Below are 20255 nucleotides of genomic sequence, written 5' to 3' on the forward strand. Positions count from 1 at the left end.
TACCGGAAACCGGAAAGGGAGATTTTGATGATTGCAATCATTGATTATGGTGCTGGGAATATCAAGAGCCTGCAATTTGCACTGGATAAATTAAATAAAGAATCTGTACTAACTACAGACCCTCAGGTTATCAGGGATGCAGCATCTATCATCCTTCCTGGTGTAGGAGCCTTTAAAGATGCTATGGATGCTATCAATGAAATGGGATTAGCTGAAGTCATCAAGAAGGAAGCTGCATCAGGCAAACCGATTCTTGGCATCTGTCTCGGAATGCAATTATTTTATGAAAGAAGTTATGAAGACGGCGACTGGGAAGGTCTTGGTTTACTAAAAGGAAATGTAAGTAAAATCAGGGATACGGTAAAAGTCCCCCATATGGGATGGAACACTATCGCCAAACACCAGGAAAGCCGGTTATTGAAAGACTTGCCAGAAGACTTTTATGTTTACTTCGTCCATTCCTATGCAGTGGATACGCTTGAGGAAACGTCCTTATTCGGCAGCACACAGTATGGTGGTGTCGTTCCAGCCATCGTTCAGCAAGGGAATGTAACCGGCATGCAATTCCACCCAGAAAAAAGTGGGGATGTTGGCATCAAGCTGTTACAAAATTATGAGGAGATGATTTCATGATTCTTTTTCCAGCAATTGATATCCGTGGCGGAAAATGTGTACGCCTAACCCAGGGCGACTATAATAAAGAAGTTATCTATGGCGACTCACCTGCCGCCATGGCTTCCGAATGGGAGAAAAAAGGTGCAGTATATTTACATACCGTGGACCTTGACGGGGCCAAGACCGGGGACTCGCCCAACCGGGAATCCATTAAAGAAATTGCCAGAAGCACAAGCATTCCTGTTCAAGTTGGCGGCGGAATCCGATCAATCGATTTGATCGACGATTACCTGGCTGCCGGAATTGCCCGTGTCATCCTGGGTACTGCCGCCATCAACAATCAGGAAATCCTCAAACAGGCCGTACACAAGTACGGATCCAAAATCGCAGTTTCCATTGATGCCCGCAATGGCTATGTCGCTACAGATGGATGGACGGAGACAAGTACGGTCAGAGCAACCGACCTTGTTAAGGAGTTAGAAGCTATCGGCGTAGAAACAATCGTCTATACAGACATTCTAAAGGATGGTATGCTGCAGGGACCTAATTTCGAAGAACTGCAGGCAATTAATGAGGAAACCAGCATCAATGTAATTGCTTCCGGCGGAGTTTCAACGGAAGAAGACATCTCAAGATTAAGATCGCTGAACATGTACGGAGCTATTATCGGCAAAGCATTATACGATGGTTCATTGAAATTTGAAAAATTAACAGAGGGTGATCAACATGCTGGCTAAAAGAATCGTCCCCTGCCTCGATGTAGACAAAGGCCGTGTAGTGAAAGGAAAAAGATTTCAAAATATCCGTGATGTGGCTGATCCAGTCGAATTAGCCAAGAGATACAACAAAGCAGGTGCTGATGAACTCGTATTCTATGACATTACCGCCTCAAATGAAGAACGGAATATATTCCTTGATGTAGTTGAGAATGTCGCAAAAGAGATTGCTATCCCTTTCACTGTCGGCGGAGGGATACGAACGGTCGAAGATATTCATAAGGTTTTGCGTTCCGGAGCAGATAAAGTCTCTATCAATAGCGCAGCTGTCGATAATCCGCAATTGATTACGGACGCTGCACTTAAATTCGGCAGTCAGTGTATCGTCTTATCGATTGACGCAAAAGAAGTAGCCCCAAATAGATGGAATGTCTTTACTAAAGGCGGACGCCATGACACCGGCATCGATGCAATCGAGTGGGCCAAACGCGGCGAACAGCTAGGTGCGGGTGAGCTTGTGATCAATGCCATGGATTCAGATGGCGAAAAAGATGGCTATAATCTATCACTCACCAAAAAGATTGCACAAACCGTCAATATCCCAGTAGTTGCAAGTGGCGGAGCAGGTAATAAAGAGCATTTCAGCACCGTATTAAAAGAAGGGGCTGACGCAGCATTGGCAGCTTCTGTCTTTCACTACGAAGAAATAAATATACCCGATTTAAAAAACTTTCTTCAAGAAAGTGACATCATTGTCAGGAGGGACAACTAATGGAGATAAACATCGAACAACTCTCATTTAATGAAAATGGGCTCATCCCTGCCATTGTACAGGATGCAAATACAGGAGGCGTATTGACACTAGCCTATATGAACAGAGACTCCTTGCTGAAAACGATTGAAACAAAGGAAACTTGGTTCTTTTCAAGAAAGCGCCAGGAACTATGGAATAAGGGTGAGACATCCGGAAATAAACAGCAGGTTAAGAAAATAGCCTTTGATTGTGATGCAGACGCTCTATTAGTCCAGGTCACCCCGATTGGACCGGCATGTCACACTGGAGAAGAAACTTGTTTCCATAATGAACTGTTCACCAATGAAATTCCATCCCATGATATCGTTTACCAGGTCATTGAAAAAATCAAAAACCGCCGCGAGAATCCAATCGATGGTGCATATACATCTTACCTGTTTGAGAAAGGGATCGATAAAATCCTTAAAAAGGTTGGAGAAGAGACGACAGAGGTAGTCATTGGCGCTAAAAATAATGATCGAAAAGAAACAACCAGCGAAATTTCTGATCTTACGTATCATACATTGGTTTTAATGGAGCTGATGGGTATATCGATAACAGATGTAAAAGCTGAATTACTGAAGAGACATATCAAAAAGGAAGGTCAAAATCGTGAGTAAATTTTGGAGTGAGGCTGCAAGGCGCTGTAAGCCGTATGTTCCTGGAGAACAGATTAATCGGACTGATATCATTAAACTGAATACGAATGAAAATCCGTATCCCCCATCACCTAAAGTGATACAGGAAATCCAAAGGGAAACGGACAGGAAGCTAAACCTTTATCCCTCCCCTACTGCAGACAAGCTGAGAGAGGATATTGCATCCTTTTATCAATTATCCAAAGAAAATATTTTTGTTGGAAACGGGTCTGATGAAATCCTAGCTTTTTCATTCGTGGCATTTTTTGATACAGACAAGAAAATTCGTTATCCGGCCATTTCCTACAGCTTTTATCCGGTATATGCCGATCTGTTCGGCATTCCGGCAGAAGAGGTTCCGCTGCATGAAGATTTCACGCTTCCCGTAAAAGATTTTTTCCAAGCAGAGGGCGGTGTCATCTTTCCAAATCCCAATGCGCCGACAAGTGTTTACTTGGGTCTTGATTCAGTAAAAGAAATCCTGGAGAGCAATCCAGATCAGATTGTGATTGTCGATGAGGCCTATATTGACTTTGCTGAGGCTTCAGCGACCTCTTTAATCAATACCTATGAGAATTTGCTTGTCATTCAGACGATGTCCAAGTCGCGCTCTCTCGCCGGCTTGCGGGTTGGATTTGCGATGGGACAGCCAGAATTGATTGAGGGGCTGGTTCGGATAAAAGACTCCTTTAACTCCTATACACTCGATAGGCTCGCTATAGCTGGTGCCGAAGCCGCTATTAGAGATGTAGATTATTTTAAAGATACAACAAATAAAATTATCATGACAAGGGAATGGACTGTCTCTGAAATGAAAAAACGCGGGTATTCCGTACTGCCATCCCAAACGAATTTCATCTTTGCCACACATCCTGACCAGCGTGCTGATCGTTTATATGCTAATTTAAAGGAAAATGGCATCCTTGTCAGGCATTTTAAATCTAAACCGATTGAGAATTATATCCGCATCACGATTGGTACAGATGAGCAAATGCAGAAGCTTTTACGTACATTGGATAGTCTTACAGCATCATCATGATTCCAGTAAAAAACATCGCTCCAGATGAAAAGGAGCGATGTTTTTCTATTTAGGCTGTTTTCTCAAAGTTTGTTGTTTTTACATAAAATATATAAAATGCAACGTACCTTGATGATGAGCTTATCTCCACTCCGGAAATACACTGCGCTTTCCGCGGGCTCGCGCTAAGCCTCCTCGCTCGCAAAGTTCGCTCTCTGTGGGGTCTTAGCGTCTTCGCTTTCCCGCAGGACAAGGAAGGCTGCGGCAGCAAGGCATCGCACGCAGAAATTGCGAATGCAATTTCAAGGAGTCTCCGTGTATTTCCTCCGTTGTGATTTGGCTTTCTGAATCGAATTACTGTTATTCAATTATTAAGCTGATTGATTGGAGCGCAGGGCAGTCGACTCCAGCGGGAAAAGCAACAGCTGAAGATCCCGCAGGAAGTGGGTTTCTTCCGAGGAAGCTGAGAGCGCCCGCCGCGGAAAGCGACTGCCCGAAGCGGAAATCGGCCGTTGCTGTTATGTCGCAATTTTTATCAAATACAGAGTTAGAAATAACAACAATACTTACGAAAAGAGTCTTTATTTATAACGTTTTTTCCACTTCTGCATTCTCTTTCAGTTCGTCTACCTTTGCCCGCAGCTGCTGACTCTGTTTTTCATTAACGAGTACTTCTTTTATTTTATCCTCTACTTCTTCCAATTTACCGACTTCCTGGTTCTGTTCCTTCAACTGATCATAGTACTCTTTTACTTCTTTGTCAGTAACTTCTGCCTTAAATTGTTCGTCTACATATTTGATTGTAGTAAGATCATCCATGAGCTGTTTTTCAAATTCTTCTTCTGTCATTTGATATTGCTCAAGCAGTGCTGCAAATTCTTCTTCATTGCTTTCTTCTTTTATCTTGGCCAGTTCCTTCTGTGCATCTTCTTCTGTAACCTTGATGCCTGCTTTTTCAGCGTCCTGCTTAATCAATGCCTGCTCAATAAGAATGTCTACCGTTTGATTCTGGATGGAAGGCAGGTCACTCACATCTTGTCCATATTGATACATCGTTGTTTTTACCTGGGTGTATATCGGATTGTAATCTTCACCCTTTATCTCTTCCCCATTGACAACCGCAACTGATGTATCATCCTCTACCTTTTCTTCTTCAGTAAATTCCAGTTCTTCCTGTTTCTGCTCAGATGTATTTGCTTCTTTATTTTTACTTTCCTCTGCTGACTTATCATTGTTGCAGGCCGAAAGTATGATCGCTATCGTAAGTGCTGTTAACAGTATCAATATTCTTTTCATGTGTTTGTCCCCCTCGTTTCTTTTAACCTTCCTCCATTCAACCATAAATATAGATTCGATATCAAGTATTAAAAACAGGGGAAATTCTGATTGAATGCCGTCATATCAACTGTCTCGGGACTAATTTACAGTTAAACAACAAATTCGAAAAATAATTACTTACTTTTGCCTATTAATACAAAAGCAGCCTGCATAGCAGACTGCTTTTTCAAATTATTCTATACTTGCATCGATCTCGTTAATCATTTCTGAAACGGAAGTCAATCCACCGCCGGAAAGATACCAGAAATCAGGATCCAAATAAACAATATTTTTATTTTGATATGCTTTTGTGTTTTTTACCAATTCATTTTCAACCAGTTGAGGTGCAGAAGACTCGCCACCTACAACCGCCCCTCTATCGACTACGTATAATAGATCCGGATCCTGTTCCATTACATATTCAAATGTAACATTCATGCCATGTGTCGATGCTTCAATTGAGTCATCAACAGGCTGGACACCGAACACATCGTGAATCATTCCAAAGCGTGAATTCGGGCCATATGCACTGATTTTATCATCATTCGCTAGAATAATAAGTGAATTCAGTTCTGAGGCTGTTGCCTTTTCATTTAAGGCAGTAATAGATTCTTCAATTTTTGCAATTTCTGCATCAATCTCGTCTTGTGCATCAAAAATTTCTCCAACCACTGCCATATTTTCTTTAAATGAATCCATATATCTTGTTGTATCCACACCAAGATGGATGGTAGGGGCAATCTCTGTCAGTTGATCGTATACACTCGCCTGACGACCGGAAATAATAATGACATCCGGATCAATCTCTGCAATTTTTTCAAAGTCAGGCTCTTTTAGACTTCCGATATTCTCATATTCATCACCGGCATATTTTTCCAAGTATGCTGGAATTGTACCAGCTTGGGCAACCCCTGCAACTTCAACACCGAGTTTATCCAATGTATCTAAAATACCAAAATCAAATACAACTACCTTTTCTGGATTTTTCGGAACCTCTGTCTCGCCAAGTTCATGGGATACAGTAACCGTTTCATCCGATTTTGTTTCCTCTGTATCTTCGCCTGCATTAGCTGCTTCATCCGTATTATCGTCTGAGCCGCAAGCAGCAATAAATAGAACCAATAAACTCATGATGAGCATTAACCATAATTTTTTCATCTGATTTTACTCCTTTTTTGTTAAAAAATATATTATTAAAAATAACAACCAAAGTATGCATATGTATGAATTTCAATTTCACTATTTCCTCAACAAATAGAAGGCGATATTTTCAGCGAATGAGCCGAATTACTTTATATCCTGTCATGCCGAGCGCTCTAAGCATGCAGAATTTTATATTTTGAAATCAAAGTTATTTACCAAACGTTTCAGATAAGGTAAACTTAAGTTAGGTGTTGCTCCTTTATCATGATTGGTCAGATCCGATTATGATAAGGGGCTTTTTTTTGCCCTCATTTGTTGATTTCATAGCGAGCTATCTTCCAGCCATGTCATACGAAATTGTTATTAGAAATAAACACAAATACGTCTTTCATCAATTTCCTTGATGTCGATATCCATATCATAGATATCTTTCAGTACACATTTATCAATCACATCACATGTACGGCCCTGTTTCACAATTTTTCCATCTTTTAGGGCTACGATATGGTCGGAATAGCAGGAAGCAAAATTAATATCATGGATAACTAGTAAAATCGTTTTACCCATTTCATTTACAAGCTTGCGCAAAGTTTTCATGATTTGTACAGAATGGCGCATATCCAGATTATTCAGTGGCTCATCCAGCAGAATATACTCGGTATCCTGTGCAATAACCATCGCAATATGTGCACGCTGGCGCTGTCCGCCGCTTAGCTCATCCAGATATTTATCCTGAATGTCTCTAAGTTCCATATAATCAATTGCCTCATCAATTTTTTCATGGTCTTCTTTTTTCAATTTTCCTTGGGAATATGGAAACCGGCCGAATGAAACCAGTTCACGAACAGTTAATTTCAAATTAATGGCATTCGATTGCTTTAGAATGGAAATCTTCTTGGCCAATTCATTATTCTTGGTTTGCAGTATGTCCTTGCCATCAATTGTGATGGCACCATTATCTTTTGCAATCAAACGGCTGATCATTGAGATTAACGTACTCTTCCCGGCACCATTGGGGCCAATAAAAGAAGTGATCGTTCCCTTCTCGATTTTAAGGGAAACATCATCGATAACATTCTTCTTATTATACGACTTAAAGACATTTTTCAAATCTACCATTTTTTTATTCTCCTTTAACAAAAGATATATAAAATAGACGCCACCGATAAAGTTAATAATGACACTGATTGTAGTATTGAAAGTAAATACCTTCTCTACAATAAATTGCCCTCCAAGCAGTGCAATCATACTGATAAAAACAGAGCTAAGTATGATGTAGAAATGCCGATACGTTTTCATGAGCTCATAAGCCACGTTTACAACAAGCAGACCCAGAAATGTAATTGGTCCTATTAACGCTGTTGATACAGAAATCAGGATGGCTACTATAACGAGCAGTCGTTTCACAACGTAATCGTATGGAACTCCCAGGTTAATTGCCTCGTCTTTTCCAAGTGCTAAGACATCCAAGTATTTATAGAAGCGAACAAAGTAAATCATGACAATCGCAATAATAATTACCGACAGATATACAAGATCCGTGTTCACATTGTTAATACTTGCAAACATGCGATCCTGCGCTACCATAAATTCATTCGGATCGATTAGTACCTGCATGAAATCGGTAAAGCTCCCAAAGAAGGTTCCAAGGATCATTCCAATCAGCAGCAGGAAGTAAATATTGTTCTTTTCCCCTTTGAAGAGGAAGCGATAAAGCAGTAACGAAAACACGACCATAATGCCAATGGATACAAGATAATTCAGATTGCTATCCATCATTACCAGTGAGTTAGCACCGAAAATAAAGATGATAAATGTTTGAATCAGCATATATAAGGAATCAAGTCCAAGAACACTCGGTGTCAGGATTCTGTTATTTGTAATTGTCATAAAGACGACTGTAGCAAATGCGATAGCCCCACCTGTCAATATGATGGCCAGGACTTTAATGGATCTTCTAGGCAAAATATAACCGATGTTTCCGCTTAAATCGTAAAAGATATAAAGCAATGCTAGCAATAATGCGATAACGGCAAGTATAATAGTCTTTTTCTTATAACCCATATTTTTTTCTCCTCAGCAATAGATAGATGAATATTCCACTACCTATAACCCCAACGGTCAAACTGATTGGAATTTCATAAGGATAAATGATGACTCTGCCGATAACATCGCAAAACATAACGAATACTGCACCTAGCAATGCTGTATGTAATAGTGTCTTTTTCAAATGATCACCTTGATAGATCGTAACAATATTCGGGATGATCAGACCCAGAAATGGAATGACACCGACCGATAGTACAACGGAAGCTGTAACAAGCGCACTGATTACCAATCCGAGATTGACTACTTGACGGTAATTGAGTCCGAGATTCTTCGAGAAGTCCTCTCCCATGCCTGCAATCGTGAACTTATTTGCATAAAAATACGCCAGGAATAGAAGTGGCACGCTTACAAACATCAATTCATAATTCCCGCTCATTATCATCGAGAAGTCACCTTGCATCCAGGAAGACATATTCTGGATCAGATCATTCTGATAAGCGAAGAAGGTGGAAATGGAACTGATGATGTTCCCGAACATCAATCCAATTAACGGGATAAATATCGCATCTTTAAACTTAATCTTTTCAAGTATCTTCATAAAAATGAAGGTACCTAAAAGGGCAAAAATAAAAGATACAAACATTTTTTGCAATGGACTGGCTGCAGTAAAGATCATCATGGAAACCAAGATTCCAAGTCTTGCAGAATCCAGCGTACCCGCTGTTGTAGGAGATACAAATTTATTCCTGCTTAATTGCTGCATGATCAATCCAACAATACTCATACTCATTCCGGCAATGATGATACTAAACAGACGCGGAATTCTGCTGACAAGCAATACTTGCTGCTGAGCTTCGGTCAAATTGAATATGTCTAATGGTGAAAGATCAGAAACACCTATGAAAACCGATGAACCTGAAAGAACTACCAATGCTAAAATTAAATACCTTATCTTCATAGACTGCCCTTCTCTTTAAATAAGTGCCAATTCTCTTTCCTGAAAAATAGGACGAACCAGCATTCCCTCTGTTTTCACAGATGTTGAATACTGTCCAACACCGTGTTATTAATAATAATTATTACATTCAAACAAATCTAAATAAGAATGATATTCATTATCAATTAGGTTATTATTAGTATAACAGAATTACAGATAGCGTCAATATAAAGGCGAATATTTTTAATATTATTTCATGCATAAAAAAGGCATACCATGAATAGGTTCCCCATGGTATGCCTTAAGCTTAATTGACGTCACAGCCTTCATCCGTACAGTAGGATGTTTCTGACTTCTTCGGATTGAGAGACTTTAACACTGGTTTTTCTTTCTCTTCTTCCCAAACTTTCTCCAATACTTCTGAAAATACTTCAACAGGCTGGGCACCTGATACAGCATATTTTTCATTAAATACAAAGAATGGTACTCCTTGAACTCCGATTTGATGGGCAACATCGATATCTTCATTTACTCTGTTTCTGTATTTATCTGAATTGACGACGTTATCGACCTCTGCTGGATTTAAGCCTACTTCCTCAGCAAGCTTTACCAAGGTTTCGCGATCACTGAGCAGTTGTGACTCTGTGAAGTGGGCATGAAGGAATCTTTCCGTTACTTCTTTCCCTTTGCCCTGCTCATCAGCGTATTTCGCAACACGGTGGGCATCAAATGTATTTGCATATTTCATATCATCAAAATTGTATTTCAGTCCAACACCTGCCGCTTGTTGGGCGACTTGGCGATTCATTGCTTTAACCTGATCAAGTGGCATTCCCTTCAATTCAGAAAACGTTTCGTAAAAGTCTTTTCCCGGTATATGTTTCGCTGTTGGATCAAGCTGATAACTTTTAAATTGCACTGTGACCTGGTCACGGTGTGAAAACTGCTCCATAGCCTTTTCTAGCCTTCGCTTTCCAATATAACAGAAAGGACATACAAAATCAGACCATACTTCAATCTTCATCAAAAACACCTCGCTTTTCTTTCAATATTGTAGCACAGTGAAAACCCGACGGAAAATGAATTGCTTATTGCAAACACTGCCATATCAAAGAATGTTGGTTTTGATAAATCCTATCGTAATACAGAGAAATCTCTTCTTTGCTAACGGCAGCTGGCATTTCGGCCCCGAGCTGACGCTGGCCGCACTGGGACAAAAATGGTTTTTGTCAGCCTTGACGAAACTGCTATAGGGAAAACAGGGATGAATCAAAAGAATGAGGCCATAAAAAAAGACTAAACCTCTTTAGGAATAGTCTATTCATCAAATGATTGTTTATCCTGTACAGAACCATCCTTTTTATAGATGGTTAATGAAGTGCCTTTATTTTTGGCAATCTCTTTGGCTCGGCTGATTGCGTCTTGCTTATTATCGAACACCTCGCTGGCCCGGTCAGAACCACTTGATTTTACCGCCCATCCGTCCTCATGTCCGACAACTTCTTCCCCTTCTTCTAATCGTTCCGGATTGCTTTTATACTTTTTTCCTTCTTTTGAACGCTGTGTTGGCTTCCCGTGTTTTCTATAATCCTCAATTTCATCACTGGATGCATTTTCCTTCCATTCCTTCGCCTGGTCAATTGCGATCGGAATGGCGCGTCCTTCTTCATAGCCTTCGTCCAGCATTGCGTTGGCAATATCTATTGCTTTCTTTTTAGTAACTTCATTTAAATTTTTCATTGAGGCCGGATAATCATTCATATCCCATGGCATCTGACAACACTCCTCCCTTATTTACTATACTGTTTACCCTTGCTTAAGATCGTAAAACTTATGGCTGCCACTAAAAAGGATTATAATCTTTGCACATAATCTATAAACTGTGAAGTAACTTGATGATGAGCTTTATCCCCGCTCTGGAAATACACTGCGCTTTCCGCGGGCTCGCGATGAGCCTCCTCACTCGCAAAGAACGCTCTCTGCGGGGTCTCATCGTCTTCGCTTTCCCGCTGGAGTCTCCGTGTATTTCCTCCGCTATGATTTGGCTTTCTGAATCAAATTAATGTTATTCAATTATTAAATTGATTGATTGTAGCGCAGGGCAGTCGACTCCAGCGGGAAAAGCAACAGCTGAAGATCCCGCAAGAAGCCGGTTTTGCTTCTGAGGAAGCTGAAGCGTTGCCCGCGGAAAGCGACTGTCCGGAGCGGAAATCGGCCGAAGCAGTTATCGTATTTTTGAGTTTTATTCTTATTCGATTGTATTATAATAAATCCTTAAACAATTTGAGATGGTTGGTCAAATCCCAAGAGGTACAGCGGGAAAAGCAACAGCCGCAGGAAGTGGGTTTCTTCCGAAGAAGCTGAGAGCCCGCCGCGGAAAGCGACTGTCCGGAGCGGAAATCGGCCGTTGCTGCTATACCGCGGGTTCTATCAATTGCGGTGTTAAGTAATGCAAAAAACAGCTAAAGCCCTCTGTGGCTTTAGCTGTCTAATAATGATTGTCCAAGTATACTAACGCGTTTTGTGTTTTTCAATTCGTCCAGATTTTTAACACCAATGCCAAACATTGTCATTTTAAGTTCCAGTTCAATTTGTTCCATTGTTTGGATAACATCTTCTGCTGATTCAGTAGCTGCCTTTAAAAGCTGACGGGCAAAACCGATGATATCTGCACCGATTGTGATTGCTTTTGCTGCATCTACACCCGTTTTCATTCCGCCACTTGCAACGATTGGTGCTTCCGGGAGCTTGCTGCGAACAGATACAATACAGTCTTTCGTGGGATTCCCCCAATTATTAAATGCCTCAGCAGCTGCCTTTTTAAGAGGATCACGAGACCGCAGTTTTTCCACTTGGCTCCATGATGTTCCACCAGCGCCTGCCACATCGATATAGGAAATTCCTGCATTGTAGAGTCTCTCAGCCGCTTCTCCATCAATCCCAAAACCAACCTCTTTGACACCGACTGGAGCGCCCAGCGTTTTGCAGACCTGTTCTATTTTTGGAAGAAGGTTTTCGAAGTTTAAGTCTCCCCCATCCTGCACCGCTTCCTGTAAGCTGTTCAAATGCAGAACGATTGAATCTGCTCCCGTTTTTTCTATAATCCTTTGGCAATCTTCTGCCCCATAGCCATAATTGAACTGTACTGCACCAATATTTGCAATTAAAGGAGCGGTAGGAGCCTGTTTCCGAATTAGAAAGGATTCTTTATGCTGATCACTTTCCAAAAAGGCACGTGTTGAGCCAATTCCCAGTGCCCAACCCTTTTCTTCTGCTGCCAGTGCCAGATTCTGATTGATTTTTGTTGCAAGTTCCGTACCGCCAGTCATGGAACTGACCAAAAATGGCGCTTTCAGTTTCTTATTCAGGAAGCTAGTTTCCAGCGTTATATCCGCAAAATTTATTTCAGGCAGGGCATTATGTAAGAAATTAATTCCTTCAAGACCGGTTGATTTATTTACACCTTCCACATTTCCAGTTAGACAAAGACGTATATGCTCTGTCTTCCGTTGATTGATTCCTTTTTCCATACGTGGTACCTCCGCTATATATAATATCGTTACCTTACAGTCTACTTGTTTAGAGCCAGAAAAGAAAGAAAGAGCACTTAAGATATGGGAGGAGTTTTTGCGGAAAAACGGTGCAGATGAAGCTATTCGAATTTCTAAAGCAAAGTCATTAGTCCTGGCCTATTTAAGGCTGTGCTCTTATCGATATGATTAGATGCTTCCGGGAATGTAATTAAGCGAATAGAATTTCGCAGGCTACCACATAAGAGGATATGGTATAGTGAAAATTAACTTCGTAATCCCGCAAAGGAGGATATGAAAAATGAAGGAAAAGGCCAGAGAGTTTGCCGAACTCGCTCATAAAGGACAAACAAGAAAAAATTCTGACAGCGCCTATATCACCCATCCAATCCGTGTTGCCGAGAGACTCGAACAGGCTGGTTTCAGCGAAACATTGGTCTGTGCCGGGTATTTACACGATGTGGTTGAAGATACGCCGATTGAGATTGAAGAGATTGAAAGAGAATTCGGTCCGGAAACCGCTCGAATCGTTGCAGCCCACACAGAGGATAAATCAAAATCCTGGCAGGAACGTAAACAACATACGATAGATACTGTTAAATATGCAGATAAAGAAATCAAATGCTTAATTATAGCTGATAAGCTGGACAATCTGCTAGGACTTGAAGAGGATCTTACCCAGCTGGGACAAGCTATATGGAAAAATTTCAATGCAGGAGCCGCCGAACAAGCATGGTATAACAGATCGATCGTTAACCATATGTACGAGGGGTTCGCTGTGGATGAAATCCCAGACTTTTTCAAAACATACGAAGAAGCTGTCAAACGGGTCTTTGGGTAACCAGAGGATAGTGGGAAAATGTAAAGGAGCCCTCTAAAAGGGCCCCTCGATTACGATCTATATTTAAATTTGTTTTTCTGTTGTTTTGAAATCTGCTTCCATTTATTCTTTTCCTCAAGTTGTGCCTTCTGATCTTGCTTACGCTTTTCAAAGGCGAGCTCGCGCTGCAGTTTCAAATAGCTCTGGAAACGGTCCTCGGTTATTTCCCCATTTTCTAAGGCTTCTTTAACTTTGCAGCCTGGTTCTGTCTGATGCCTGCAATCGGTAAAGCGGCAATCCGCAGCCAATGCTTCCACTTCCTGGAAGGCTTCATTCATCGCCGACTCGCCATCCCACAGCTGCAGCTCCCGCATTCCCGGCGTGTCAATCAGCAAAGCTTTATTAGGCAGGATAAACATTTCCCGATGTGTTGTCGTATGTCGACCTTTACTGTCAGATTCACGGACCCCTTTCGTGTCCTGGATCTCTTCACCTAGCAGCGTGTTAACGAGCGTAGACTTTCCCACCCCGGAGGAGCCAAGCAAAGCACCCGTCCTACCTGGAGCCAGATAATCGAATAATCCTTCAATACCCTCTTTCGTCACACTGCTGATTGCCACAATAGGTACGCCAATTGCAACCTCTTCCACTTGTGCGATGACGTCTGTAACTTGCTCTTCTGTACATTCATCTCTTTTAGTCAATACAACAACCGGGGATGCACCACTTTCATATGCAGATAAGATATAACGCTCTATTCGCCGCAGATTCAGATCATGATTAAGTGAATTCACGATAAAAATGCTATCGATATTGGCTGCCACGAGCTGTGCCTCTGTCTTCAGACCCGCTGCCTGCCGGACAAACTGGCTTTTACGAGGCAGGACCCTCTTTATAACCGCCTTCTGCTCATCATTGAGTTTATCGGCTTCAACCCAATCACCGACAGCGGGAAAATCGATTGTTGTTTCTGCTTCATTTAAAAACTTTCCACTTACATGTGCAATAAATTCCATACTGCCATCCGATATGCGATAGCTGTTTTTCTGCACCGCAATCACACGGGCGATCGTTTCTGTGTTTACATCCTCGTCGGAATTCTTCCAACCAAGGTTATTAAGCTTATTCAATAGATAATTTCCTCCTAATTTAATGAAGGAAACGTCACATTCATACCGACTGTTCCTCCATTTTGATGGCTATTTTTTTATTTGCGTCTTTTAAAATCGGATTATATACAGTCATACTGCATCACTCCTTTCAAAATGGTGGAATTACTCTGAATTATTTTACTACACTTTCTATATAAGTTGCTACATTTTTTCCAAATTCTTTTGTATGTATGGTGATTCATAATAAGTTGAATAAGCAGTTGAGTTATTAATATACGAGCTACAGATAAAGGACCGGGATTGTTTTTTATCAAGGTGGTTTCCACTATTAAATCTGTTGTTCGCAGAAGAAATTATTCAATATTACTCGTATATTTTTCTGGTAATAGTTCCATTACATTACACTTTACTAATTGATTATTATAAGCAGCAATGTAAACAGGAAATAATACCCTAAAATATTATTCTCCGAAAAATCCTGGACTATACCAAATGAGGAAGGGGGAAAAATAAAGGAAATAAAAACCAGGAGATATGGTTATCTCCCGGTTCACTCTATCGGACATTCATTTCGCTTGGCACACTGCCATTACGGATATTTCGGTCAAGCTTCGCGATCTTGTCCATGTCTTCTTTACTTAATTCAAAATCAAACAAATTAAAGTTTGACTCAATTCTGGATGGTGTCACCGATTTTGGAATCACAACCATGTCAGACTCTAAGTGCCAGCGCAGGATGACCTGTGCAGGTGTTCTACCCTTTTGCTCAGCGAGTTCTTTAATGACTTCATTTTCCAAAACGTCGGTTCCATTCATTAATGGACTGTATGCCTCCACTAGAATATTATGCTTTTTGCAGAACTCTCTCAACTCTACTTGCTGCAAGTACGGATGGCACTCAACCTGATTGATCGCCGGTACAACATCGCATTCATCAAGGATACGTTCCAGATGTTCAATATCAAAGTTGCAGACACCGATTGCCTTTACCCTTCCGTCATTATACAGATTCTCAAGCGCCTTATATGTCTCTACATATTGGTCAAACTGTGGTGTTGGCCAATGTATTAAGTATAGGTCTACATAATCCAGTCCTAATTTCTCTAAGCTTTCATCGAAGGCTTTTAACGTATTCTCATACCCCTGATCACTATTCCAAACCTTCGTCGTGATAAAGAGGTCTTCGCGAGGGACGTTGCTTTCTGATATTGCGGTCCCTACACCAACTTCATTGCCATAGATCTTTGCAGTATCGATTGAACGATAGCCAACTTCAATAGCCGTTTTTAAAGGACTAATTACTTCCTCATTTGGAACTTTCCATACACCATATCCCAATTGAGGCATGCTAATACCATTATTTAATGTTACATATTGCATGTCAGCACTCCCTTTCCAAATAATGATAATAGTTTAGCACAAGGTATAATAAGAAGAAAAATAAGATGCTCATTGCTAACATTTAATTTCCAATAAACATAAATATTATAAAATTTAAAATAGTACTTTATCCTCAAGCAAATGTGCCGATATAAAAGATAGTGTTTTCTGTTTTTTAACTTTTTGGGGGGAAAATAATGATAAAGAAAAGATTTAGAAAAGAAAAGATTCATATAAAAAAAGACAAGAATAAAGTAAAAAAAGATAGGGTTCTTTTTAAAAAGGATAAGAAAAAAAGCAAAGTTATGAGACTGAATTGGAAGAACGTGAGCATCAGCAATAAATATTTAACGGTCATTTCAGTTATTGCGGCGTTATTTCTTGTTGGAAGCAGTATTATCTTCCTGCAATTATTTCGAACGGACAATGATATAAAGGCTCTGGATGAGCAAAGCGCTTGGACTAATGACATGATGCAATTGACATCGACCATACAACAAAAGGACGTTCAAATAGCCGATTATTTATTGTCACAAAATCCGAAGTATATTGAGTCATTCAATACATATACAGAAAGTCTGAATTCTCTTGCTGCAGAGCTGGCTCCAACTATGGCGACTGAGGAGCAAAAAGAGATATTCAGCAATATCCAGGCAAATGATGAAAGTATCAACGAGGCCTTTGTCAATAAGATGATACCTTCCGTTGAAGAGGGCTTGGTTACCTATGCCGCTTCACAACGAAATTTTTCCTCTGATCTGCGGAATGAAAATATTGACCTGGTAAATCAGCTGATAGAAATTACAAAAGCAAAGCAGGCGGAAATGATTGAATCAGCCACAAACAGCCTAGATACAAGCAGAATCATATTGATTGTATCCAATGTATTGGCCGTCATCATCGGCATCCTGTTGACCGTATTGGTTAGCCGCAGAATTAAAGCGGGACTCACAAGCTTAGTTAATATAACAACTGAAGTTGCAGATGGAAACCTTAATGTCCAGTCAATGGATTATGACGGAAAGGATGAAATCGGACAATTATCTTCTTCCGTCACGCAAATGAAAGATAATATGCAAAGGGTTATTAAAAATGTGGCTAGCGCCAGCAATGCCGTAACAAGCAGGAGCGAACATCTGACACAATCAGCTAATGAAGTTAAGGAAGGAAATACCCAGATTGCTTCTACAATGGAGGAGTTATCCTCTGGTGCCGAAACACAGGCAAATGGTGCTTCTGACTTGGCAGAGAATATGAATGAATTCGTAAAAATTGTTTTGCAGTCTGAGAAAAGCGGCCAGGAAATTGCCGTTACATCAAATGACGTTCTCAAGCTTACAACAGATGGTACGGCTTTGATGGAAAAATCCGTTCACCAGATGAAGCGAATTGACAATATCGTCTCCGACTCTGTTGATAAAGTCAAAAGTCTGGACAAACAATCCCGTGAGATATCAAATCTAGTCTCTGTCATTAAAGATATTGCCGACCAAACGAATCTCTTATCATTAAACGCTGCTATCGAGGCAGCAAGGGCTGGTGAACATGGTAAAGGATTTGCGGTTGTAGCAGATGAAGTTCGAAAGCTTTCTGACCAGGTTGCTTCCTCCGTGGGTGAGATTACATCCATCGTGAACAACATCCAAACAGAAACCGGACATGTTGTTGGATCATTGACCTCCGGCTACAATGAGGTTCAGGAAGGTTCCACCCAAATACAACAAACCGGACAAAGCTTCGAAACCATTAATAATGCTGTCACTGTAATGACGGATAAAATCACAACGATATCAACCAATCTGAAAGAGATTGCAGAAAGCAGTAATTCGATGAACACTCTTATCGAAGAAATCGCATCGGTATCAGAGGAATCTGCTGCAGGAGTCGAACAAGCAGCAGCCTCCGCCCAGCAAACAGCAAGTTCAATGGAAGAAGTCTCAAACAACGCAGACGAACTCGCTGGACTTGCAGAAGACCTAAACGCCCAGCTGAAAATATTCAAACTTTAAAATTCTCACAAGAAAGGGCTCCCTCGTGCAGGGAGCCCTTTCTTTGTGCTTACTGTTATTCGGTGTGCGGAGCGGCTCGGGGACGCGAAGCAGGAGCAGAGCGGGCGGTTTGGTAGAGTGTTACAACACGTTAAGTGCGGGGAGCAAAGCGGGCGGCGTGGTGCGCAAGGCGGTTACCTGGGATTTTTCCGCTGTTCTCGCGATTATTCCGCGCTCCTTGCGATTTTTCCGCGCTCCTTGCGATTATTCCGCGGTTCTTACGATTTTTCCGCGCTTCTTACGATTTTTCCGCGCTTCCCACGTTTTTTCCGCGCTTCTTGCGATTTTTCCGCGCTTCCCACGTTTTTTCCGCGATTCCCACGTTTTTTCCGCGCTTCCAGCGATTATTCCGCGCTTCCCACGTTTTTTCCGCGCTTCTCACGTTTATTCCGCGCTCCTTGCGATTTTTCCGCGCTTCTCACGTTTATTCCGCGCTCCTTGCGATTTTTCCGCGCTTTCCACGTTTTTTCCGCGCTCCCAGCGATATTTCCGCGCTTCTCACGATTTTTCCGCGCTTTCAACGTTTATTCCGCGCTCCCGGCAGTTTTTCCGCGCTTCCCACGTTTATTCCGCGCTCCTTGCGATTATTCAGCGCTTCTCTCGATTTTTCCGCGCTTTCCACGTTTATTCCGCGCTTCCCATTATCCATCCAGCTACCCACGATACACCGCACGACTTGCGCTCGCGTCTAGTTTAATTCTCTTCCAGTTCCACTTCATTTTCATCATAGGAGATCCAGTCACTAAAGCTGCCTGGGTATAATTTTACATTGCTGAATCCAGCTGCTTTAAGTGCTAGTATGTTGGGGCATGCAGAGACGCCGGAACCGCAGGATACAATGATTTCTCCATCCTTAGGCAGCTGAGAGAAATGCTCCTCAAGGGCATCTGCTTTTTTCCATGTTCCATCGCTTGAAAAGACATCTTTCCAGAAATAGTTTTTAGCGCCCGGGATGTGTCCTGCCATGCTGTAGAGTGGTTCAGTTTCTCCTAGGTATCGCTCTCTTGAGCGTGAATCAATTAGTAGAGCTGAATTTGTTTTTATTTTTTCTTTTACTTCTTGCATATCAGCAATATTGCCGGTATGAATGTCGGCGCGGAATTCTTTTGGTTCCAGGGTAGGAAGTTCGTCAGTCACTTGATTGCCTTCTTCCACCCAGCCTTTGTATCCACCTTCGAGTATATAGACTTTATCATGGCCGATTGCTTCAAGGAGCCACCAGAGTCGGGCTGCAAACATGTCATCCCCCTGATCATAAATGACGACCGTTGTATCATTGTCAATTCCTATATTGCCAATTTTCGAGGCGAAAAGATCCATATCCGGCAGAGGATGGCTTCCCCCGTGTTTCTCTGCTCTTCCAGATAAATCTTTATTCAGATCCATGTAAACCGCCCCCGGCAAATGGCTGCTCAAATACATTTTTCTTCCTGCATCGGGATCATCCAGTTTAAATCGAACATCAACCAGCACTGTATTATTCAGGTTATTTTCCAGTCTTCTCTTCAAGCGGCTTACACTGATTAAATTTGTCATGCTAACCCTCCAGTATTTTACTCATATAATATTCATCTACAAATCTACCATCCATATACAGGGAATCTTTTTTAATCCCTTCCAATGAAAATCCTGTCTTTTCATAAAGCTTTACAGCAGAGAGGTTTTCTTTTATTACCGTTAATTCTAATCGATGGAGCTTGTGTTTAAAAGCCCAGCTATCCAATTCCCCAAACAGCGCTGTTCCGATACCTCTCCCCTGATTTTCCTTTCGCAGTCCTATGACTATGTAGGCGCTATGCTCATTTTTCTTTGTATTCCCTCCGATTGCAAAAAGATAACCAGCGAGTTGACCATCCTTTACTGCGAGAAAAATTGCTGAATTATCCGATTCGGAAAGAGCTTGAATTATGTCAGATTGCTTTTGCGCCGAGATTTCTCTTTCCCCTGCCCCGTAAAGCATATACGGGCTCTCCATTTCAACCTGCTTGATCAGCAAAGCAAGTTCCTCCGCATCATCTGTTACTGCCTGTCTAATCATCATTATCACTCCCATCTCGCGCTATCTACTATAAATAAGTTCGACGAAAAAAATCAGAATCCTCTTTGCTGATATTTCGAGTTCCGAATCTAATATGGTAA

General features: G+C 41.3%; 20 protein-coding genes and 2 pseudogenes. 9 read left to right on the top strand and 13 right to left on the bottom strand.

Annotation, left to right across the window (positions count from 1 at the left end; translation table 11 throughout):
• Positions 1-27: 27 nt before the first annotated feature.
• The 5 genes from hisH to hisC are packed head-to-tail and all read left to right on the top strand — an operon-like array spanning position 28 to position 3801.
• A complete protein-coding gene (gene hisH / locus OMHG_RS15610) occupies positions 28-633 on the top strand; it encodes an imidazole glycerol phosphate synthase subunit HisH (RefSeq protein WP_010651828.1) in 606 nt (201 codons plus the stop codon).
• A complete protein-coding gene (hisA, locus tag OMHG_RS15615; protein WP_010651829.1) occupies positions 630-1352 on the top strand; it encodes a 1-(5-phosphoribosyl)-5-[(5-phosphoribosylamino)methylideneamino]imidazole-4-carboxamide isomerase in 723 nt (240 codons plus the stop codon). The genes hisH and hisA overlap by 4 nt, the downstream gene beginning before the upstream one ends.
• Positions 1342-2103 (top strand): imidazole glycerol phosphate synthase subunit HisF, encoded by a 762-nt coding sequence (hisF, locus tag OMHG_RS15620; protein WP_010651830.1) that lies wholly within the window; start codon positions 1342-1344, stop codon positions 2101-2103. Before hisA ends, hisF begins: the two co-directional genes overlap by 11 nt.
• A complete protein-coding gene (gene hisIE, locus OMHG_RS15625; protein ID WP_010651831.1) occupies positions 2103-2744 on the top strand; it encodes a bifunctional phosphoribosyl-AMP cyclohydrolase/phosphoribosyl-ATP diphosphatase HisIE in 642 nt (213 codons plus the stop codon). Before hisF ends, hisIE begins: the two co-directional genes overlap by 1 nt.
• Complete coding sequence (hisC, locus tag OMHG_RS15630) at positions 2737-3801, top strand: histidinol-phosphate transaminase (RefSeq protein WP_010651832.1); 1065 nt, start codon at positions 2737-2739, stop codon at positions 3799-3801. Before hisIE ends, hisC begins: the two co-directional genes overlap by 8 nt.
• A 564-nt stretch (positions 3802-4365) precedes the next feature.
• On the opposite strand, the gene OMHG_RS15635 is transcribed toward hisC, so the two are convergent.
• The 7 genes and pseudogenes from OMHG_RS15635 to OMHG_RS15665 all read right to left on the bottom strand — a co-directional run bounded on the left by OMHG_RS15635 (position 4366) and on the right by OMHG_RS15665 (position 10999).
• Positions 4366-5076, bottom strand: coding sequence for a SurA N-terminal domain-containing protein (locus OMHG_RS15635; RefSeq protein WP_010651833.1), 711 nt, complete (start codon positions 5074-5076; stop codon positions 4366-4368).
• A gap of 213 nt (positions 5077-5289) precedes the next feature.
• Positions 5290-6255: a siderophore ABC transporter substrate-binding protein gene (locus OMHG_RS15640; RefSeq protein ID WP_010651834.1), complete on the bottom strand. Its 966-nt coding sequence runs from the start codon at positions 6253-6255 to the stop codon at positions 5290-5292.
• Between the two features lie 348 nt (positions 6256-6603).
• A complete protein-coding gene (locus tag OMHG_RS15645) occupies positions 6604-7359 on the bottom strand; it encodes an iron ABC transporter ATP-binding protein (protein ID WP_010651835.1) in 756 nt (251 codons plus the stop codon).
• 3 nt (positions 7360-7362) lie between these two features.
• Positions 7363-8304 (bottom strand): annotated as a pseudogene (locus OMHG_RS15650) (iron chelate uptake ABC transporter family permease subunit); the annotation flags it as partial.
• Positions 8294-9247, bottom strand: a complete 954-nt coding sequence (locus OMHG_RS15655; RefSeq protein WP_010651836.1) for an ABC transporter permease — start codon at positions 9245-9247, stop codon at positions 8294-8296. The pseudogene OMHG_RS15650 and the gene OMHG_RS15655, both read right to left, overlap by 11 nt.
• Positions 9248-9533: 286 nt before the next feature.
• The gene (locus OMHG_RS15660) at positions 9534-10250 is read right to left on the bottom strand and encodes a DsbA family oxidoreductase (RefSeq protein WP_010651837.1); all 717 of its coding nucleotides are present in this window, start codon (positions 10248-10250) and stop codon (positions 9534-9536) included.
• A 293-nt stretch (positions 10251-10543) separates the two neighbouring features.
• Entirely contained in the window at positions 10544-10999 is a 456-nt protein-coding gene (locus OMHG_RS15665; protein WP_010651838.1) for a DUF2188 domain-containing protein, read from the bottom strand.
• 312 nt (positions 11000-11311) lie between these two features.
• Here OMHG_RS15665 and OMHG_RS15670 point away from each other — a divergent pair, with 312 nt between their 5' ends.
• The gene (locus tag OMHG_RS15670) at positions 11312-11590 is read left to right on the top strand and encodes a hypothetical protein (protein WP_010651839.1); all 279 of its coding nucleotides are present in this window, start codon (positions 11312-11314) and stop codon (positions 11588-11590) included.
• Between the two features lie 116 nt (positions 11591-11706).
• Here OMHG_RS15670 and fni read toward each other — a convergent pair whose 3' ends face one another.
• Positions 11707-12756 carry a type 2 isopentenyl-diphosphate Delta-isomerase gene (gene fni / locus OMHG_RS15675; protein ID WP_010651840.1) on the bottom strand — a complete coding sequence of 350 codons (1050 nt, stop codon included), beginning with the start codon at positions 12754-12756 and terminating at the stop codon, positions 11707-11709.
• Between the two features lie 301 nt (positions 12757-13057).
• Between fni and OMHG_RS15680 the strand changes: the two genes are divergently transcribed.
• Positions 13058-13597: an HD domain-containing protein gene (locus OMHG_RS15680; protein WP_010651841.1), complete on the top strand. Its 540-nt coding sequence runs from the start codon at positions 13058-13060 to the stop codon at positions 13595-13597.
• A gap of 50 nt (positions 13598-13647) precedes the next feature.
• Here the strand turns inward: OMHG_RS15680 and rsgA are convergent, their stop codons facing one another.
• The 3 genes and pseudogenes from rsgA to OMHG_RS15690 form a co-directional block, all read right to left on the bottom strand.
• Positions 13648-14706, bottom strand: a complete 1059-nt coding sequence (gene rsgA, locus OMHG_RS15685) for a ribosome small subunit-dependent GTPase A (RefSeq protein ID WP_010651842.1) — start codon at positions 14704-14706, stop codon at positions 13648-13650.
• Positions 14707-15041: 335 nt separating this feature from the next.
• Positions 15042-15122 (bottom strand): annotated as a pseudogene (locus tag OMHG_RS18815) (cytidine deaminase); the annotation flags it as partial.
• Between the two features lie 121 nt (positions 15123-15243).
• Complete coding sequence (locus tag OMHG_RS15690) at positions 15244-16068, bottom strand: aldo/keto reductase (RefSeq protein WP_010651843.1); 825 nt, start codon at positions 16066-16068, stop codon at positions 15244-15246.
• Positions 16069-16265: 197 nt separating this feature from the next.
• On the opposite strand from OMHG_RS15690, the gene OMHG_RS15695 reads away from it, so the two are divergent.
• Both OMHG_RS15695 and OMHG_RS18475 read left to right on the top strand, forming a co-directional pair.
• Positions 16266-18077, top strand: a complete 1812-nt coding sequence (locus OMHG_RS15695; RefSeq protein ID WP_010651844.1) for a methyl-accepting chemotaxis protein — start codon at positions 16266-16268, stop codon at positions 18075-18077.
• Between the two features lie 109 nt (positions 18078-18186).
• Positions 18187-18813, top strand: coding sequence for a hypothetical protein (locus OMHG_RS18475; RefSeq protein ID WP_147629100.1), 627 nt, complete (start codon positions 18187-18189; stop codon positions 18811-18813).
• On the opposite strand, the gene OMHG_RS15700 is transcribed toward OMHG_RS18475, so the two are convergent.
• On the bottom strand, positions 18810-19652 hold the full coding sequence (locus tag OMHG_RS15700) for a sulfurtransferase (RefSeq protein WP_010651845.1): 843 nt from the start codon (positions 19650-19652) through the stop codon (positions 18810-18812). The genes OMHG_RS18475 and OMHG_RS15700 overlap by 4 nt on opposite strands.
• A 1-nt stretch (position 19653) precedes the next feature.
• Positions 19654-20154 carry a GNAT family N-acetyltransferase gene (locus OMHG_RS15705; RefSeq protein ID WP_010651846.1) on the bottom strand — a complete coding sequence of 167 codons (501 nt, stop codon included), beginning with the start codon at positions 20152-20154 and terminating at the stop codon, positions 19654-19656.
• Positions 20155-20255: the final 101 nt, after the last annotated feature.

Origin of the sequence: Oceanobacillus massiliensis str. N'diop (assembly GCF_000285495.1) — a bacterium.
GTDB classification, from domain to species: domain Bacteria; phylum Bacillota; class Bacilli; order Bacillales; family Amphibacillaceae; genus Oceanobacillus; species Oceanobacillus massiliensis.

Excerpts from the sequence above, each read along its gene's own strand:
- hisH (WP_010651828.1), top strand. The coding sequence starts at position 28 with ATGATTGCAATCATTGATTATGGTGCTGGGAATATCAAGAGCCTGCAA.
- hisA (WP_010651829.1), top strand. The coding sequence starts at position 630 with ATGATTCTTTTTCCAGCAATTGATATCCGTGGCGGAAAATGTGTACGC.
- hisF (WP_010651830.1), top strand. The coding sequence starts at position 1,342 with ATGCTGGCTAAAAGAATCGTCCCCTGCCTCGATGTAGACAAAGGCCGT.
- hisIE (WP_010651831.1), top strand. The coding sequence starts at position 2,103 with ATGGAGATAAACATCGAACAACTCTCATTTAATGAAAATGGGCTCATC.
- OMHG_RS15635 (WP_010651833.1), bottom strand. The coding sequence starts at position 5,076 with ATGAAAAGAATATTGATACTGTTAACAGCACTTACGATAGCGATCATA.
- OMHG_RS15640 (WP_010651834.1), bottom strand. The coding sequence starts at position 6,255 with ATGAAAAAATTATGGTTAATGCTCATCATGAGTTTATTGGTTCTATTT.
- OMHG_RS15645 (WP_010651835.1), bottom strand. The coding sequence starts at position 7,359 with ATGGTAGATTTGAAAAATGTCTTTAAGTCGTATAATAAGAAGAATGTT.
- OMHG_RS15655 (WP_010651836.1), bottom strand. The coding sequence starts at position 9,247 with ATGAAGATAAGGTATTTAATTTTAGCATTGGTAGTTCTTTCAGGTTCA.
- OMHG_RS15660 (WP_010651837.1), bottom strand. The coding sequence starts at position 10,250 with ATGAAGATTGAAGTATGGTCTGATTTTGTATGTCCTTTCTGTTATATT.
- OMHG_RS15665 (WP_010651838.1), bottom strand. The coding sequence starts at position 10,999 with ATGCCATGGGATATGAATGATTATCCGGCCTCAATGAAAAATTTAAAT.
- fni (WP_010651840.1), bottom strand. The coding sequence starts at position 12,756 with ATGGAAAAAGGAATCAATCAACGGAAGACAGAGCATATACGTCTTTGT.
- OMHG_RS15680 (WP_010651841.1), top strand. The coding sequence starts at position 13,058 with ATGAAGGAAAAGGCCAGAGAGTTTGCCGAACTCGCTCATAAAGGACAA.
- OMHG_RS15690 (WP_010651843.1), bottom strand. The coding sequence starts at position 16,068 with ATGCAATATGTAACATTAAATAATGGTATTAGCATGCCTCAATTGGGA.
- OMHG_RS15695 (WP_010651844.1), top strand. The coding sequence starts at position 16,266 with ATGATAAAGAAAAGATTTAGAAAAGAAAAGATTCATATAAAAAAAGAC.
- OMHG_RS15700 (WP_010651845.1), bottom strand. The coding sequence starts at position 19,652 with ATGACAAATTTAATCAGTGTAAGCCGCTTGAAGAGAAGACTGGAAAAT.
- OMHG_RS15705 (WP_010651846.1), bottom strand. The coding sequence starts at position 20,154 with ATGATTAGACAGGCAGTAACAGATGATGCGGAGGAACTTGCTTTGCTG.